The sequence below is a fragment of the Vibrio kyushuensis genome, from assembly GCF_050337325.1.
Classification (GTDB): Bacteria; Pseudomonadota; Gammaproteobacteria; order Enterobacterales; family Vibrionaceae; genus Vibrio; species Vibrio kyushuensis.
Map to the genome: position 1 here is coordinate 92,697 of NZ_JAKJSV010000008.1, position 17,208 is coordinate 109,904.

Genomic DNA, 17,208 nt, shown 5'->3' on the forward strand with positions numbered 1-17,208 from the left:
AGAACCTAGCTAACTAGCAGTGGTTTACCACCATGCTTCGAACATTGCGCCGAAGCTTACTGTGTCAACATTTGTGTTCTTTGTTGTGTCTGTTTTGCCTGATGTTTCAACATCACCTACAGTCGTGTAGAAACGAAGCATTGGACGACTCCAAGGTAGGCCACCTAGCGAGATGTTTTGAGAAAGTGTTACTTTCCATGCTTGCTGCTCTGAATTATCCTCGTAATCAACCATCGCAAGACCTGCCTCTAGCCATGTAGAGTGCGTGTTATCCCAGTTGTACATTGGACGTACAATTGCAGAGTACTCTTTAGACTCGTTATCTACGTCGTCACCAGAGATGTCTTTGTATGATGCTAGGTAATCAATGTACAAGTTGTCTGATGGGTTTACGCCACCTTCAATACTGGTGTAAAGAACTTGTTTTTTGCCTGCTAAATCAAATGCTGAGTTATCCGCACCATCACCGTATTTCACAACAAGCTTGTTAGACGAACCTAGACCAAGTGTTGCACCAACAAGAACTGAAGTTTCATTGTTTGCATCATCAGAAGAGAAACCGTAGTTAGCGTAGATATCTAGATTACCGATACCTGCGTCAATGCTGTGGAGTTTAGAGGTAATTGCGTATGTTCCGTTATCATTGCCCTGCGCACCACCGATTTGACATTTGATTGCGTTACCATCGTCATCAAGACTATTTCCATCTTCATCATTACAGTAAAAATCTTCACCACCCGCAACCGCACCAACAAATGCTAAATCAAATTTCGCTCCGCCTAAGTTAAGGTTTTGGAAACCACCACCTTGACCATCGTGAGACATCCAGAAGTAATCGTTCAAACCTTGTTGTGGACGCTGATGGAAGTCACGACCAGCCCACATGTAAAGGTCTGGTTGGCTTTCAAAGATATTGCTTGCGCCAGCGTAGAATTTTTTAAGGTTAACATCACCAGAAGAACCCCAATCAGTGTGGTTCCAGTGATCAAGCATTACTGCTAGGTTCCACTTAACGCCACTTTCAGATTCAAAGATTTTACCCAGTTGGAACTCACCACCGTTTGCCTCGTTACCTAAACGACCAACAGCAGCACCCGTACTGCCAATGCCCACAGTTGCGGCATCACCAGACTGGTAAAGTGCTCCGTAACGAGCATAACCAGAGAAAATAACACCTTGTGGAACTACTACATCTGCAGGTAAAGCAGTCTGCTGCTGGTCATCAACGTAGTCTAGTTGGACAACCTTAGCTTCTAGTTCTTGGATACGTTGCTCTAGTGCAGAGACATCATCTGCTGCAAAAGAAGAGGCGGAAGCAAGTGTGGCTGCCACTGCGATACTGATTGGCAAAAGCTTGAAGTTTTTCATTTTATTTCCCTATTATTCTTTAGATTTGTTTTGGTACGGGAAAATAATAAGCAATGAAACAACTGAAAATAGCGTTATGCTTCACATCAGCAATAGCGTGAATAAGTCATGAAACAACAAATACAACGTATGAATTAATACAAGCCAATAACTTCAATAGATTAGAGCCATTTATTGTTAATGATAATTACTTGAAATCGGTTTCATTTCATGAGATTTGACGGGATCTATCACGAAAAGTGCATAGAAAAACCGGATATTTTGACAGGCTAAAATGAAAGATTTCATAACTATGAAAGTTTTCATGAATTATGTTTGAAATTGACAGTTTAATGACAAAATAATGGAAGGAAAAATGTCTCTGCTGTTAACTATGACTACTAGGCTGCGCAATAGTTCAGGGCTTTTAATAAATTTATTAATATTTAACACACATTTACACCAACTATACCATCAACAAAAGCATCTATCGATTATATGAATATCCACGTAAGCGCATACATATTCTTTGATGAATTTTGTAAGGAGCCTTTCATCGCTCTTTTACTAAATTAGCCTCTTCTCTGCTTTTATATTGATGCGAGTTTCCAACTCCATTAATATATCTAAATGCAGACATTACTGACTTTTAATCTCTATCTTGTTTACGGGTTGGCGTTCTTTGCCATCTTCTTTTCTATTCTTTTTCAAGATTTGAGTAAAAGTCGCATCGGTATTGCTCATACCCTTCCTATTTTAGCCACATTCGGTGTACTGCACGGTCTCCACGAGTGGTCTGAACTTTACCTCATCATTTATCATCAAGAGTTCACAGACCTCACTCAGCTTCATACCTTTAAGACGGTTAAACTTTGGGTTTCCTACATTGCGTTAGGTGCGTTTGCTTGGAAAATGCTGTCACTCACTACTTGGCCACAGCAACGAGTCATCAAGATTGTGATAAGCGGTGTGCTTATCCTTTTTATCAGTAGTCTCGTTGTTCGTTTCGGTAACAAAGATTACGCTCTTTACCTGAGCAATACCGCCAATCATATCCGGTTGATTTTCGGTTTAGGAGCAGGATCACTGGCCGGTCTTGCCATTTATAGTTATGCCAATGTCTTGGAACGCGAAGGGCATGATGCATCGCTACCGTTTAAGCTGTGTGGTATCGCGTTTGTTTGCTATGGGTTTAGTACCGGTGTATTGCAATCAAGCATGGGGTTGTGGGTGATATTAGTCCGTACATTGTGTGCCTTCGCGATTTGGATAACCCTGTTAAACGCGTTAAAAGTATTTGGAAAAGAGCGCGATAAACGAATTGAACAGACATTAAGTCAATCGCTTCACGATGCGAAACTCATTGAACTCGGAGAACTCACCTCAGCAGTGGCTCATGAAGTCAAAACGCCATTAAGCAGTGCAATGATGAGTTGCGATATCTTAGAAAGGTATTTAACTGAAGATGAAGTACAGCAAAGACAGCTACGCCGAATACGCCACGGGCTGACAAGAGCCGCGGATATTAGCCAAGAGATACTCAATTACTCTCATCAGCGCCCAACTAAGCGAGATGCCATTCAAATAGACACTCTCATTGGCTCTACCCTTTCTCTAAATCAGTTTCGCTTAGAGCCGTATCAGCTCAACATAGACACAGACTCTGATCTCACGATTATCGGGGATGCAGGCTTACTAGAAGAAGTTCTAACCAATCTCATCTCAAATGCAATTGATGTTAGTGACATCGGTAATACCATCTATATTCGAGCTTACCAAGACAAGCTAAACGCGGTAATTTCAGTATCAGACAGCGGTGGTGGTATGAGTGATTCTACATTAGATAAAGCCACACAACCCTTTTTCACCACTAAAGCCAAAGGTGAAGGTACAGGAATGGGGCTCGCTATTGTTAAACAGATTATTCTACAACATAACGGGGCACTCACTTTGCACAATCATAGCCTTGGTTTAACCGCTGAAATCAAACTCCCAAGGAGCATGTAATGACATTGCGACTATTACTCGCTGAAGATGACCAAGAGCTTCAAGAAACACTAATAGAAGCGTTATCGTTAGAGTCATTTGATGTAACGGCTTTTAGTTGCGCAGAAGACGCACTGGATGCAGCAGCAGAGCAACCTTTTGACCTGGCTTTATTTGATGTGGTGATGGGCGGGATGAGCGGGATTGAAGCACTGTCTTCACTCCGACGTTCTCAACCAAACATTGGCATCATTATTACCACGGCTTTTGCAACGGTTGATGTCGCGGTTGATGCGATGAAGAAAGGTGCCGATGAATTTCTAACAAAACCCTTTAATTTGTCCGCTCTGTCAGTAACGTTAAAGCGAGTGCATGCAGAACGCTCTCCAAAAGCATCTATTGATGAACGCGATAGCGATTTAATCTTCAGTGCACTTTCCAACCCAATCCGTCGCTCTGTCGTAAAGCAGCTTAAAATTCATCGCAAGATGAAATTTATGGATTTATGCCGAGTCGTTGGAGTTGAAGATCACACTAAATTTAACTTTCATCTTCGACAGCTGGTAAATAGTGGACTGGTTGCGAAAGGTGATGGGCGCATTTACTCATTAACCAATACCGGATTACAGGTTCACTCTGGGATGCTTCAATAATACTGTGATGACGCTCAACTAATGACAACTAACCTAACAATTGGAAGGTTAGTAGATAATATTGAATCATGTTATATAATAGTAGCGTTTTATATTAACATTAATGCAACCAGTATAGAGTTTAAATTAACTAATAATGATAAATAGAGGTCCAAGTGACTCGTCACTTCCAAAAATATCATACAGTTAAAAATCTACGTCACACTTTTATTACAACTCATAATATCCCACATAAAATCTGATAAGTTTTATTATCAGATTTTGTTCTTAACTGATAATACAATTTATGTGGAATTTTTATTATCTATTTTTCACTGCCTAAATATATATAAATACCTCTAAGTAAGACATATTATTTAATATTAAACTCTATCTGGTGGGCTAATTGATATTAATCAATCCCACCTATTCATCAAAAAAATTAAAATACCCCCTAAGAGGTAGTGTTGCTACTCGATAATAATTAATAACAAACTTAGGAATTTTAATATGAAGATAACTGGCCCTGTCGAACACTTCAGCACAGCGAGTAAGGTGATGCATCATGTATCCGCTTTTGCTTTCATTGCTGCGCTACTTATTATGCTCTGGTCACCTGATGCAACATCATTAGGTTTCGAGCTTCATCAATCGTTTGGCATGATTGTACTTGCTTTATACGTTGTGCGTATCGCATGGTTGAACTGGACAGGACATCCACCAGCACTTGGCAATCAAATGGACAAGTTTGTTGCTCGCATGGCTCACTTCACCATGTATTTCATCATTGTCGCTATGCCACTTTCTGGTCTATTCATCACCATGGCGAAAGCCAAATCCACCTCTATATTTGGTCTTTTCACTATTCCTGGTTTTGCTGAACGTAACTCTGGCCTCATTGAAATATCTTACCAAGTTCACTCTCTACTTGAGATTGCTTGCTACGTATTAATCGCAGCCCATATCTTAGGCACTCTGTCACACCACGTTGTTAAGAAAGACGGCACATTCATTCGCATGATGGGAGCAAACAAAGATGCTAAATAAACTCTTTAATAAAAAAGGCATGCTGTTGGCACTAATAGCAGGCGCATCAATGAGTGCTCACGCATACAATATGAGTGCAGAAAACATTGAACCAAACATCGAATGGAATAATGTTCCCGTTATCGAAAAAACGCTATTTTTCCCAGGACTGATTACTTACGACTGGATCAATTCCCCTGCGCACGAAGGCAGTCAGCGTGATGGTTTCGAAACCAAGAGCTGCTCTAGCTGTCACCAAGGTGAAGAGAAAGGGCTAGGCGAACAGCTTGTTAAAAATGACCGATTAGACAAAATGATTGATAAAGCAGGTTTTGTTGACGCTGAGTTCCAATTTGCTAACGACGTAGAACACATTTACGTGAAAGCAACTTGGGAGACACAATCGCCAGCGCCCGCGCGTATGCATGATACCTTCCTTTACGATGGTAAGAAGTGGACCAAAATTGGTGGTGACCGTGGTAAGAATCCATATTCACCAATCTATGAAGATCGTTTCTCTATCATGATTGATGATGGAAAAGTAGACCAGTTCACCCAACAAGGTTGCTGGATGTCATGTCACCAAGGGATGCGCGATCTCGGTCAAGCAACCGCCCGTGATGTACAAGCACTGGATGTAATTGGTGCAGGCGATCTCAACAAGAAAGACATTCGTAAGTATCTACCAGACACTCGCATTGAACGTTACGGTCTAAACTGGGATAAAGTTAAGACGCGTGAAGAAATCGACCAACTAAAAGCTGACGGTAAATTTGTTGACCTTATGCAGTGGCGTTCAACTCGTTCTGCGCCGAACAATAACGCAGATGATGGATACGTACTGGAATATCGCCTGTTTGATGAAGGTACAAACATCTTCGCATGGAACTTCGACAGCAAAACAAACTTACCTAAGTACATGTTCGATAAGTCGGTTACGGGCTTCTACGCACTTAACGAAGAAGATTTCGACGACCTAACGAAACGCATTGCTCTCATTGAAGGCGTGAACACCATGCCATACGATGCAAGCAAGATCGAAGAAGGTCAGTACCTGCAAGGGCGTATAAACCGCCTAGGTAAAGGCTCTGCGGGCGATAACAACGAGATCTTCTCTGAATGGAAAGATGGTCAATACACAGTGATATTCAAACGTAAGCTTGATACTGGTCATCCACAAGATGACAAAATCATGGAAATAGGCGGAACGTATGACTTCAACATCGCAATCCACGATGGTCAAACAACCACACGTTTTCACTATGTGACCTTCCCATTTACTGTTGGTATAGGTGAAACAGCTCAAGGTGATGTCGTAACGACAACCGTTAAATAATCATAACTGTCATTCACTAATATTAAGCCAGCCTATTTGCTCAATAGCGCTGGTTTTTTATTCCCAACTTCTTCAATACGTTGACCATGCAAGAACCAAGCAAATAACGCGTTTCAACTCACAATATTTGTATATTTGTTGCACTGAGCACAGTTTCATTACGTGACATGCATCCCTATTTGACGAAGCCTAACTCCTAGCCTTTTCTTTATGAGTCGTAAATCGACAACACCTATAAAACATACAAAACTAACAACGAGAAATGGCTATGAATAATAAATTATTGCTTGCAACAGCAACATTGGTCTTCCTGAGTGGGTGCCAATCAACCTCGTCTTCTCCAGAAGAAGAGGCCATGACATCAAACCTTTGTATAACGGGAGATGGCTCTGGAACACAATACACAATGGATGCGTTTAAAGCAGCCATAATGGAGTGCGGTGGGTATGAGATATTCACCGAAGATATGCTGATTGATAAAACGTTAAGCTTCTCATTTAATAAAGGGAAAAAGAAACGGATGATGACGCTAAATGAGGACGGTACAGCAGTCTATACAAAAGTTGATAAAGACTTCTCAGAGACCATTAACTGGTCACTCACTGATAAAGGAAACCTGCATTTGGCTTTTGACGATGGCTATCAATGGGACTGGGCATTAATGAAAGAGTCTAACAACTATCTTGCTATCAAATCTTACGGCTGGGGAGAAAAAGACACTGACCGCGACGTATTATCTATGGTAGTGACAGCATCATCCCCTTCTGAATAACTCATTTTCTACTACTTTTTAAGAAAGTCACCAGATAGTGTTCCGACACATTATCTGGTGTTTTGTTAAGCTCAAATATCACAATCAATATCTATTGATCGTCATTGATAGCACGGATCACACGACATGGGTTCCCAGCGGCAACAACATTGGCAGGAATATCCCTTGTCACTACGCTACCAGCGCCAATCACACTGTTTTCCCCAATATTGACACCTGGGCAAACAATCACGCCACCACCAAGCCACGCATTATCACCAATGATGATCGGTACACCAAACTCTACGCCATCGACGACTCTCTCTTTGGCATTTAAGGGATGACTTGCGGTATACAGCTGCACATTGGGTGCGAGCATGACATTGTCACCAATCGTAATCTCAGAAACATCGAGCATCACGCAATTAAAGTTGGCGTAAAAATTCTTACCTAATTTAATGTTCGAACCATAATCACAACGAAAAGGCGGCTCTAGATACGCATCAGGCGCATTTGGGATCAGCTCATCTGAAGCAGCTCGCCACTCGCTGGTATTAGGAATACTGTTGTTCAATTCTCGAAGGATTTTTCGACACTCTATTCGTGATTGGAATAGCTCTTCATCCCATGCTTGGTAAGGCTCACCCGCGAGCATTTTTTGCTTCTCAGACATACTTTTCCGTTCTTCAGACATAATAGTAAATTCCATCAAACTTCAATTACTCACCCTGTTATAAAGGGTATCCTCCCTTGGAGAAAGTAGAATCATCCTTAAAGAAAAAACCTGTCTAATCGCTCACATCTAAACAGGCTTGATGAAACCTTGTGAAACAACTTATTCACGAAATAAACATGCTAACGACAAAAGCGTATATAAACTAAAAAGCCACGACTTCGCATCCTTTGAAGCGTCATCGTGGCTCTATTCGTACGGCTAAGTTTGGATGAGTTCGTTACCGCTCTTTTTATTGCTAAAGAAAGCATCGACACTGGTGAGCGTGGTATGTGCGATGTTGTACAGAGCATCTTTGGTTAAGAACGCTTGGTGTCCTGTAAACAATACGTTGTGACACGCAGACAAGCGGCGGAACACATCATCCACGATTACATCGTTTGATTTGTCTTGAAAGAACAGCTCTTTTTCGTTGTCGTAAACATCTAATCCAAGCGCGCCAATTTTACTTTGTTTTAAGGCTTCGATGGCCGCAGTTGAATCAAGCAACTCGCCACGACTGGTGTTAACGATCATTACGCCATCTTTCATTTTATTGAACGCTTTCTCATCCAATAAATGGTAGTTCTCTTCACTCATCGGGCAATGCAAAGAGATCACATCTGACTCTTGATAAAGCTCATCAAGCTCAACATATCGAGCACCCAGCTCTTCAGCCAATGGGTTAGGGTATGGGTCATAACAGAGTATGTTCATACCTAGCCCTTTCAAGATACGCATTGTCGCTAACCCGATTTTTCCTGAACCAATAACCCCTACCGTTTTTCCGTGGAAGTTAAAACCGACCAAGCCCTCAAGAGAAAAGTTAGCATCACGAGTTCGTTGATACGCTTTGTGAAGTTTACGGTTTAAACACATCATCATACCCACGGTATGCTCAGCTACCGACTCTGGCGAATAAGCCGGAACTCGCACCACTTGCAAGCCAAATTCATTGGCAGCTTCAAGGTCCACTTTATCAAACCCAGCGCAGCGCATAGCAATCAGCTTAGTGCTACCTTGTGCCAAAATTTTAAGGACATCTCGTGACAAATCATCATTGACAAAAGCACACACAACTTCACAGTCGTGTGCCATTTTTGCGGTGGTGGTTGTAAGTCTGAAATCATGGAAATGAAACTCAGCCTTGAGCTCACCTTTCGCTAGATGGAATGATTTCTCGTCGTATGATTTTGAGCTAAAAAAAGCAATGTTGAGCATGGCTTCCTCTCTTACCTAAAATATGAACATCAAGTGTTCAAACGAATAATGCCTTCAGTATGTCGCGTTTTATTGTTTTGTCTATCATCATTAGTCATTGTATTTATTATGGTTATTTATCATCTGCTGTATTAGTTAGGTCGCCCAACAAGACTTTTTATCTGTCCTTGCGTGTGTTAAACGTTTTCTTCGTCTCTTTTTCTGACCAAAAGTTAATATTGAATTGTGCGTCGTCACTTAACTCGACGCGATGCCAATATTGAGGTGGACTGGTCGCGAACTGCCCCGCTGTTATTTCGATAACGCTTTCAGGCTGAGTGGCGTCTGCATCTGCAAAGCCATAGAAGGTTACCGTGCCTTCCATGACGCATATTTGGCCAAACACACCCTCTGCGGTGTTGTGATGATTAAGCAACGCAGTCGGTATGGTCTCTTTGGTGAAAAACGGCGTTGAACGTTGAATTTTCCAGTGTGACGGAATTCTTAAATGACTCATAGATAACCTCTTTAGTTTGTTCTGTATGATCGGTAAAAAACGTATTGATTTACCAGTAGTTCTCACTGCTGTATTGGCCGGGCTTTCTGCGTAAATGCTTCTCTAGCCCCAATGTGTTTAATGCTTCGCTTGTATCACGAACCATCTGCGGATTACCGCAAAGGTAGATGAAACTATCGGTTTTATTGATAGTGCTAGACGCGGCTCGCTCAAGGTCGCCTCCAAGTAGCAAGCTTGGGATTCGTCCACGCAAAGCTCCGGTGACTGATTCTCTAGAAATAATTGGCACATAAATGAGTTTCCCTTGGTAATGTTGAACAAGTTGAGCAATACGGTCTTGATAGGTGAGATCTTGCTTGGTTCTTACCGCATGTACCAAAACCAAACGGTTGAATGTTCGATAAGCGGTTGAGTTTTCACTCTCTTCTTGCTGTATCTGCAAACTTTCAAGAATAGAGATAAACGGCCCGACAGCTGTTCCAGTACAGAGCATCCATAGATCTTTCACGGTAGAGGGAATCTCTTCTAGCGTCATGAATCCGCTTGGATCTTTCCCGACAAATATTTCATCCCCTTCATTGAGTTGATGTAACTTCGGGGAGAGTTGTCCGTTTTGATCCTTAATAATCAAGAACTCAAGGTGATGCAGCCCGAGGCTGTGCTCTGGCGCATTCACCATCGAATAGGCGCGCCTAACAAATTCACCGTCACTGTTTAGTAAACCCAATTTGGTAAACTGACCCGCTGTATAAGGTGACACAGGCGCGCTTACTTGGAGTGAAAACAGTTGATCGGTCCATTGCGTCTTGTGCACGACTTTACCTGTGACTAAACCATGGGGAATATCTGTCATATCATCACCTTTGCTTACTTACGTTGCTTAGGAAAGTTGCTTAGAAAAGTTATCTCATTAAGCATACTCAACTATCTGCTTTTTGGAGCTGCATTTACCATGCCAGTAGTGAGAATGCTTATCAATACTACCACTCATAACAAACAAGCATTGATTTAGTGTCAAAATGACCAAGCCAAATAAAGTCCAAATGATAATAAAGAGTCCAATTAACACGAACAATTAGGAAGATGGAGCGTGTTGAAACCAAGATTCCTGATTATTTGCATGGGAAGCGCACAGATCACCACAAACAACCAACAAGACTTGAAGTTTCGTAACATATGCCTCATATCTGAGTTGATGAATCTCTCAATTAGAGAGAAGAGCGAAAAGGAAAACTAATGTCAGAAATGATGGATCAAGCTCAGGTAAGTATCTGGAAGCAAATGTGGCGCGGCACACTCGCTATGATGCCGTTAAGTATTGCCGTTATTCCATGGGGATTACTGGCAGGTTCTTACGCGGTCGAGTCGGGTCTATTGGTTCTTGAAGCTCAAGCTCTCTCTGCTATTTTGTTTGCAGGTGCAGCGCAGCTCGTTGCTATCGGCATGTTTAAATCAGGGGCTAGCTTAGTCACTATGCTCGTCACTACCTTTTTCATCACCTCTCGTCACTTGTTATATAGCGTTGCAATGCGAGACACCATTAGTCCACTGCCACTACGCTGGCGATTAGGTCTTGGGTTCTTACTCACTGATGAGCTTTTTGCCCTTATTGGACACAAACCAAAAGAGTTTAACCGTTACTATGCGCTTGGGGCTGGCTTAAGCTTTTACCTTATATGGAACGTTGCTTCGTTCGTTGGCATTATCGGTGGTAGCTACATACCCAACCTTGATTCACTCGGATTAGATTTTGCGATAGTCGCCACCTTCATTGCTCTTGTGGTCCCTAATATAAAATCTAAGCCTATTTTTCTTTCCGTCATCGTAGCTTTGATTAGCTCAATCCTGCTGCATAAGTGGCAAGTCAACGGCGCACTGGTCATCGCTAGTTTGATGGCAATGTCAGTGGGTTACTTGGCCGAACGGTTCTCCCCTCCACCTAAGGACGTAAATAAGGTATCTGACAAGAAACCAGGAGAGCAACTATGATCTTACTGTCAATTTTGGCTATGACTGTGGTTGTATTTCTAAGCCGATACCTGTTTTTAGAGCCAGCTCTGCCGCTTAAATTAAGCTATGAAGTGAAGCGCTTTCTCAAGTTCTCCAGCCCTGCGATTCTAACTGCCATTCTTGCGCCTATTATGGCTTTGGATGCAGAAACACACGAGTTGCTGCCTTTGGTAAACCCTTATTTAATCAGTGCCATTCTAGCGGTCATCTTGGCATGGAAAACAGGCAATGTATTACTCACAACAGTCATTAGCATGATGCTGTTTTTCACGTTACATAATTGGCTGTTGTAGCTGTATTGATAGCAGTATCTTCCTAGAACGATCTCAATAGCCTACGCACCAAGAGACTATTGAGATTGAGTTGATTCCAACCTAAGCAATTGTCACTAATTCCAATCATATCTTTTCTAATTTCCAGACAAATGATAGTGTCGGATACAAACATCTACTGAACAAATTGCATAGCGATTTTAGTACAGAACAGGAAATATAGAGTGAAGATTGACGACTTGAAACTGTTTATCAAAGTGATTGAACTAGGCAGTTTTACCGCAGCAGCCAATGCGCTCGATATCCCGAGAGCAAACGTAAGCCGACGCATTGGCGACCTTGAAAAGCAGCTAGGCACCACTCTATTTCATCGAACCACACGCAGCCTGTCATTGACCAACCAAGGCAAAGCTTACAAGGATGAACTAGTTAAAGCGCTTGATATGCTTGACGCGGCTCATCATAACGTCGCGACACAGTCGGATGTTGTTCGAGGCGTAATAAAAATTGGAGTATTACCTGAAACTTACGATCTACTACAGCCGCTGCTTTTTACCTTTTTAGATAAATACCCTGAAGTCGAGTTGGATATTCGTAATATCAGTAACGCCTTTGATGATATGTTTCCTCAAGGGCTAGATATTGCCTTTCATGGCGGGCCACTGAAAGACTCTGATATTGTCGCCAGGAAATTAATCAAGCTTGACCGTATATTAGTCGCTTCTCCTACCTACTTAGATAGAGCCGGTGAAATAAACGAACTAAGCACACTTCACCAAAGAAGCTGCATCTGTTTCCGCTGGCCAAATGGGGATGTCGACAATATTTGGCACTTTAACGGCGACAACATCACCGTATCACCTAAGATCATTAGCGACAGCGTTGGATTTATTAAAAGCGCTGTTCTGCGTCATCGTGGTATTGGTTTCTTACCCAAAATTTTCATAGAGCAAGATATAGAAAGTGGACAGCTCGTTGCGTTGCTACCCAACCTTACCCCTATCGAAGAGCATGGTTGGCTACTTCATACGCAAGCAAAAACACTCACTCAAACTTGTCGATTAATGATTAACCACCTTGTGACAGAGATTCCAAAGGTCTTTTGATTGTCTCACTTATTGAGACAGTCATTCTATCAAACGCTCGATTATCTTCTTGGGCATCAACGATAAAATAGCGCCAACATTAGGAGCTTTTTATCATGAATTATTCAAAAAACATTCTATGTGGGGCCATACTACTTAGTCTCACCGCCTGTAATCAAACAGGCCCTACTTCGGTACAAGTTATCGAGCCTCAAGCCCGCCCGCTGCAAGTAGTGAAACTGACCGACTCGACCTCTCTTTCAGCCAAACGCTTTAATGGTGTTGTCCATTCACAAGAGCAAGCTAATTTATCATTTCGTGTTCCCGGCACCGTTGAGAACGTTTTAGTCAATCGAGGTGACCGTGTTAAGAAAGGTCAAGTCATCGCAAAACTTGATCCGCACGATTATCAATTGGTTGTCGCAGAGCTTGAATCCAAAATGCTTGAAGCTCAATCAGCGCACAAGCTAGCCATAGCGGAAAAAACACGCATAGAACAAGCCATTGCCGATGATGCTATCGCAAGCGTCACTCTTGACCGAGCAATAAGTGGATACGAGCGCAGCTTATCAGCTGTAAAGGTCGTGAATAAGAACATTAGACGAGCAAAAGATGCCCTTGGATACACAATTCTTACTGCCCCTTTCGATGGCGTCATTGGTGATATTTCTGTGGAACAGTTTGAACAAGTCCTGCCCGGTATCGCCTCATTCACTCTGCATCAAACAGACCACGTTGAGGTTAATATAGACGTACCGGAAAATCTAATTCAACACTTCGCCATTGGCCAAGGTGCTCAAGTTTCGTGGTATCAATCTGATCAAAAGATTAATGCCACCGTGTCTGAACTCACGACCCTACCTGACCGTATTAAGCAGACCTATACGGTGACTTTCGCCATTGATGCTACTGACAATAATTCAAGTGATGCTCAGCTATTTCCCGGAAAGTCAGTTACCGTCACCACCCATTTAGATGATAGCAAGGGCTCTTTTTGCTTGCCTTACTCTGCATTAGTCGGTCAAAAACAAGCACTGCATGTCAATGTCGTTCGTGAAAATGAAATTGAATCCGTTCCTGTCAATGTTGAGACTATTGATGCCCACCATACCTGTGTTTCGGGCAAACTCTATAACGGTGAACTTGCTGTGATCAGCGGCTCAGCTTACTTGCAAGATGGTGAAGCGGTTTTTCACGTCATTGAGCGAACGTTATAAGGAATGAGCATGATTAACCTAGCTGAATTCGCGATCCGCCAACGTACTTTTGTACTGTTTTTCTCTGTACTGTGTGTGATCGCCGGTCTCTACTCCTATTTTGATCTTGGAAAGCTTGAAGACCCAAGTTTCACAGTCAAAACAGCCGTCGTGGTCACCCTATACCCCGGTGCGTCTGCTGAAGAAGTCGAACATCAAGTTACAGATACCATTGAAACGAAGCTGCAAGAGATGGGTGAGCTTAATCGCCTGCGCTCTCTCTCTCGCCCTGGTGTTTCAATGGTTTTTGTTGATCTCAAAGAGAGCTTGAGTTCCAAAGAGCTGCCTCAACAGTGGGATTTACTCCGCCGTAAAGTCAACGATGTGAAACTCACTCTACCTTCAACCGCGCAGATTAGTATTGTTCAAGATGAGTTTTCCGAAGTCTACGGCATGCTCTTCTCTATCCATAGCCAAGACGCGACGCCTGAAGAGCTTCGCCGTTACTCCGAAGAGCTGCAACGCCGCATCAAAGCCGTCGATGGCATTAAAAAGATTGAGCTTCATGGTGTTCAACCAAGAGCGGTTTACATCGACATGGCTGACGAGCGCCTTGCACAATACGGGCTTTCTGTTGCTCAAGTTTGGAATCAACTTAATACCCAAAACCTTACCTTTGAGACTGGCAGCTTCAATGCAGGTCAAGAACGCATTCGCATACACAATAGTAGTGCGCTGCAATCGCTCGAAGACATCCAAAACCTAATCCTAAAAGGTGGAGTGAGTGAGCTTGGATCCGGGTTAATTCGCTTAGGTGATGTCGCTGATGTGACGATGGGGTACCAGACCCCTGCGCTTATTGAGAATCGCTTTAACGGTGAGCCTGCGGTGACACTTGCTGTCAGCCCAGTCAACGGCATCAATGTTGTATCACTTGGTGACACTATTCGCAGTGTAATAGACGACTATCAGGCACAACTACCACTCGGTGTGGATATTTCAACGGTTGCTTACCAACCCGAAGAAGTACAAAAAGCGATTGATGATTTTGTCATGAACCTGCTAGAAAGTGTCTCGATTGTCTTTATTGTTTTGCTGATCTTTATGGGGCTTAAAAGCGCATCCATTGTTGGGGGTAGCTTACTACTCACCATTTTGATCACACTGATCTACATGAACATCAACCAAATTGACCTTCACCGAGTATCGCTTGGCACGTTTATTCTCGCACTGGGTATGTTGGTTGATAACGCGATTGTCATCACCGATATGATGCAAGCTAAGCTCAATCGTGGCATGGAACGAACGCAGGCTGCCATCGAGTCGGTAAAAGAGACCGTAGTGCCGCTACTTGGCGCAACAGTCATTGCTATTATGGGCGCAAGCCCAGTACTCTTTTCTCAAACTGATGCGGCAGAATTTGCTCAATCCGTCTTTTATATCATAGCTGCATCCCTACTGCTGTCTTGGTTTGTCGCCATGACCTTCACTGCATTGCTATGTTGGTTATTTCTAAAGCCCATCGAACAAAAAGAGCAAAGCAAGCCAAGTGTTTATCGCCGCTTCATTAACTGGAGTGTCGATAACCCAATTAAATCTCTATCTGCGTTAACGCCATTGGTATTAGCAACATTTCTAGCTATCCCTCATGTGGCAGTAAACTTTATTCCACAATCAGACCGCCCAATCATCTTCTTAGATTACTGGCTACCAACCGGAGCGAGCATTGAACAAACTTCTGAAGATATGGCGAAAATCGAAACATGGCTACTTGAGCAGCCAGAAGTAGACAGCCTTTCAACAGCGGTTGGTGCCAGCGTACCTCGCTTCTCAGTTACCGTTGAACCAGAGCCGATTGATGCTTCATATGGTCAGATCTTAGTCAACGCTAAGAACTTTGAGTCAATTGAAGGGCTAGTTAAACGCGGGGATATCTGGATCGCAGAGAACTTCCCTAATGCTGAGCCTCGCTTCCGCAGTTTAAAACTAGCAACATCTGACAAATACTCAGTTGAAACCCGTTTTTCAGGGCCAGATGAACAAGTTCTGCATACACTAGCTAACCAAGCGAAAGCTATTTTCTCTCAAAACCCGGATACAAAATATGTTCGAGACGATTGGCGTCAAGAAAGCAAAGTCCTCGTACCCATCATCAATCAAGAGAAAGCTCGAAAAGCGGGCATTAATCGCGCTGATATCTCATTTGCGATGAAGCGTGCGTCTGATGGAATGCCACTGGGTTTAATGAACCTCAATGATGAGTTAATCCCAATTCAATTGCGCGGGTCAAACCAAGACATGGCGTCGTTAGAAACACTGCCGGTCAAATCTTTGGTTGGTCTGCATACTGTGCCTTTAGGTCAGGTCATTGATGGCTTTGAACTAAAAACAGAGCAAGGGATGATCTGGCGTCGTGACCGGGTTAAAACCATTACCGCGCAAGCAGGGATTGCTAGCCACACCACACCGGCTATTGTTCGTAGTGCTGTTATCGCTGAGATAGAAGCAATTGAACTACCACCCGGTTATAGCATGGAGTGGGGAGGTGAATATTACGATGAGCATAAAGCCGTCACCGATATTTTGTTGCAACTGCCAAAAGCTATTTTGATCATGGTGATCATTCTAGTCGCTATGTTTAACGGCTTTGTTCAACCTGCCATTATCTTGTTTACCGTACCACTTGCAGCAACAGGAGCCACATTTGCACTGATTGGTTTTGATAAACCATTTGGCTTTATGGCGCTGATTGGCGCGGTCACCCTAACCGGGATGATCATAAAAAATGGCATCGTCTTGATGGACCAAATTGAACTTGAGCGAAAAAATGGCCGAGCACTAGCAGAAGCGATCAAAGAAGCCACCGTTAACCGAACCATGGCTATTTCAATGGGTGCACTCACCACAGCTTTAGGCATGATTCCACTGATTAGCGACCGACTGTTTGACCAAATGGCCGCAACGATTATCGGTGGATTGGCAGCGGCAACGGTACTTTCTTTGGTCGTTATGCCTGCCCTATATCGCCTGTGTCATAAAGATGTGCCCGTCACTTCTGAGCCTGATAATGACAATACGCAAAGCTCAGTAAGGGCTACCCCTGAACTTAACGTTAATAACGCATAGGAGAAGACTAAT

Annotated in this window: 15 protein-coding genes; 10 read left to right on the plus strand and 5 right to left on the minus strand. The window is 42.9% G+C overall.

The genetic code is table 11. The features are described from left to right. Positions 1–24: 24 nt before the first annotated feature. Positions 25–1,368 (minus strand): carbohydrate porin, encoded by a 1,344-nt coding sequence (locus L4D20_RS18000; protein ID WP_428802969.1) that lies wholly within the window; start codon positions 1,366–1,368, stop codon positions 25–27. 609 nt (positions 1,369–1,977) lie between these two features. On the opposite strand from L4D20_RS18000, the gene L4D20_RS18005 reads away from it, so the two are divergent. From L4D20_RS18005 to L4D20_RS18025, 5 genes are all read left to right on the plus strand, one after another. Then, positions 1,978–3,354: a sensor histidine kinase gene (locus L4D20_RS18005; RefSeq protein WP_428802970.1), complete on the plus strand. Its 1,377-nt coding sequence runs from the start codon at positions 1,978–1,980 to the stop codon at positions 3,352–3,354. After that, entirely contained in the window at positions 3,354–3,986 is a 633-nt protein-coding gene (locus L4D20_RS18010; protein ID WP_428802971.1) for a response regulator, read from the plus strand. The genes L4D20_RS18005 and L4D20_RS18010 overlap by 1 nt, the downstream gene beginning before the upstream one ends. 489 nt (positions 3,987–4,475) lie before the next feature. Next, complete coding sequence (locus L4D20_RS18015; protein WP_428802972.1) at positions 4,476–5,012, plus strand: cytochrome b; 537 nt, start codon at positions 4,476–4,478, stop codon at positions 5,010–5,012. Then, on the plus strand, positions 5,002–6,327 hold the full coding sequence (locus L4D20_RS18020; RefSeq protein WP_428802973.1) for an ethylbenzene dehydrogenase-related protein: 1,326 nt from the start codon (positions 5,002–5,004) through the stop codon (positions 6,325–6,327). The genes L4D20_RS18015 and L4D20_RS18020 overlap by 11 nt, the downstream gene beginning before the upstream one ends. A 268-nt stretch (positions 6,328–6,595) precedes the next feature. Further along, positions 6,596–7,099, plus strand: a complete 504-nt coding sequence (locus L4D20_RS18025) for a hypothetical protein (RefSeq protein ID WP_428802974.1) — start codon at positions 6,596–6,598, stop codon at positions 7,097–7,099. 91 nt (positions 7,100–7,190) lie between these two features. Here L4D20_RS18025 and L4D20_RS18030 read toward each other — a convergent pair whose 3' ends face one another. The 4 genes from L4D20_RS18030 to L4D20_RS18045 form a co-directional block, all read right to left on the minus strand. Continuing rightward, complete coding sequence (locus tag L4D20_RS18030) at positions 7,191–7,772, minus strand: sugar O-acetyltransferase (RefSeq protein WP_428802975.1); 582 nt, start codon at positions 7,770–7,772, stop codon at positions 7,191–7,193. Between the two features lie 240 nt (positions 7,773–8,012). Further along, positions 8,013–9,011, minus strand: coding sequence for a 2-hydroxyacid dehydrogenase (locus L4D20_RS18035; RefSeq protein WP_428802976.1), 999 nt, complete (start codon positions 9,009–9,011; stop codon positions 8,013–8,015). A gap of 157 nt (positions 9,012–9,168) precedes the next feature. Then, entirely contained in the window at positions 9,169–9,507 is a 339-nt protein-coding gene (locus L4D20_RS18040) for a TehB family protein (protein WP_428802977.1), read from the minus strand. Between the two features lie 49 nt (positions 9,508–9,556). Continuing rightward, positions 9,557–10,360: a ferredoxin--NADP reductase gene (locus L4D20_RS18045; protein ID WP_428802978.1), complete on the minus strand. Its 804-nt coding sequence runs from the start codon at positions 10,358–10,360 to the stop codon at positions 9,557–9,559. A 383-nt stretch (positions 10,361–10,743) separates the two neighbouring features. On the opposite strand from L4D20_RS18045, the gene L4D20_RS18050 reads away from it, so the two are divergent. The 5 genes from L4D20_RS18050 (at position 10,744) to L4D20_RS18070 (ending at position 17,196) form a co-directional block, all read left to right on the plus strand. Further along, positions 10,744–11,496 carry an AzlC family ABC transporter permease gene (locus tag L4D20_RS18050; protein ID WP_428802979.1) on the plus strand — a complete coding sequence of 251 codons (753 nt, stop codon included), beginning with the start codon at positions 10,744–10,746 and terminating at the stop codon, positions 11,494–11,496. Continuing rightward, positions 11,493–11,810 (plus strand): AzlD domain-containing protein, encoded by a 318-nt coding sequence (locus L4D20_RS18055; protein WP_428802980.1) that lies wholly within the window; start codon positions 11,493–11,495, stop codon positions 11,808–11,810. Before L4D20_RS18050 ends, L4D20_RS18055 begins: the two co-directional genes overlap by 4 nt. 203 nt (positions 11,811–12,013) lie before the next feature. After that, entirely contained in the window at positions 12,014–12,895 is an 882-nt protein-coding gene (locus L4D20_RS18060; protein WP_428802981.1) for a LysR family transcriptional regulator, read from the plus strand. A 95-nt stretch (positions 12,896–12,990) separates the two neighbouring features. Next, on the plus strand, positions 12,991–14,091 hold the full coding sequence (locus L4D20_RS18065; RefSeq protein WP_428802982.1) for an efflux RND transporter periplasmic adaptor subunit: 1,101 nt from the start codon (positions 12,991–12,993) through the stop codon (positions 14,089–14,091). Positions 14,092–14,100: 9 nt separating this feature from the next. Next, positions 14,101–17,196: an efflux RND transporter permease subunit gene (locus L4D20_RS18070; RefSeq protein ID WP_428802983.1), complete on the plus strand. Its 3,096-nt coding sequence runs from the start codon at positions 14,101–14,103 to the stop codon at positions 17,194–17,196. Positions 17,197–17,208: the final 12 nt, after the last annotated feature.

Bases quoted from the DNA above. Each gene is read 5' to 3' on its own strand.
- L4D20_RS18000 (WP_428802969.1), bottom strand. From the start codon at position 1,368: ATGAAAAACTTCAAGCTTTTGCCAATCAGTATCGCAGTGGCAGCCACA.
- L4D20_RS18005 (WP_428802970.1), top strand. From the start codon at position 1,978: ATGCAGACATTACTGACTTTTAATCTCTATCTTGTTTACGGGTTGGCG.
- L4D20_RS18010 (WP_428802971.1), top strand. From the start codon at position 3,354: ATGACATTGCGACTATTACTCGCTGAAGATGACCAAGAGCTTCAAGAA.
- L4D20_RS18015 (WP_428802972.1), top strand. From the start codon at position 4,476: ATGAAGATAACTGGCCCTGTCGAACACTTCAGCACAGCGAGTAAGGTG.
- L4D20_RS18020 (WP_428802973.1), top strand. From the start codon at position 5,002: ATGCTAAATAAACTCTTTAATAAAAAAGGCATGCTGTTGGCACTAATA.
- L4D20_RS18025 (WP_428802974.1), top strand. From the start codon at position 6,596: ATGAATAATAAATTATTGCTTGCAACAGCAACATTGGTCTTCCTGAGT.
- L4D20_RS18030 (WP_428802975.1), bottom strand. From the start codon at position 7,772: ATGTCTGAAGAACGGAAAAGTATGTCTGAGAAGCAAAAAATGCTCGCG.
- L4D20_RS18035 (WP_428802976.1), bottom strand. From the start codon at position 9,011: ATGCTCAACATTGCTTTTTTTAGCTCAAAATCATACGACGAGAAATCA.
- L4D20_RS18040 (WP_428802977.1), bottom strand. From the start codon at position 9,507: ATGAGTCATTTAAGAATTCCGTCACACTGGAAAATTCAACGTTCAACG.
- L4D20_RS18045 (WP_428802978.1), bottom strand. From the start codon at position 10,360: ATGACAGATATTCCCCATGGTTTAGTCACAGGTAAAGTCGTGCACAAG.
- L4D20_RS18050 (WP_428802979.1), top strand. From the start codon at position 10,744: ATGTCAGAAATGATGGATCAAGCTCAGGTAAGTATCTGGAAGCAAATG.
- L4D20_RS18055 (WP_428802980.1), top strand. From the start codon at position 11,493: ATGATCTTACTGTCAATTTTGGCTATGACTGTGGTTGTATTTCTAAGC.
- L4D20_RS18065 (WP_428802982.1), top strand. From the start codon at position 12,991: ATGAATTATTCAAAAAACATTCTATGTGGGGCCATACTACTTAGTCTC.
- L4D20_RS18070 (WP_428802983.1), top strand. From the start codon at position 14,101: ATGATTAACCTAGCTGAATTCGCGATCCGCCAACGTACTTTTGTACTG.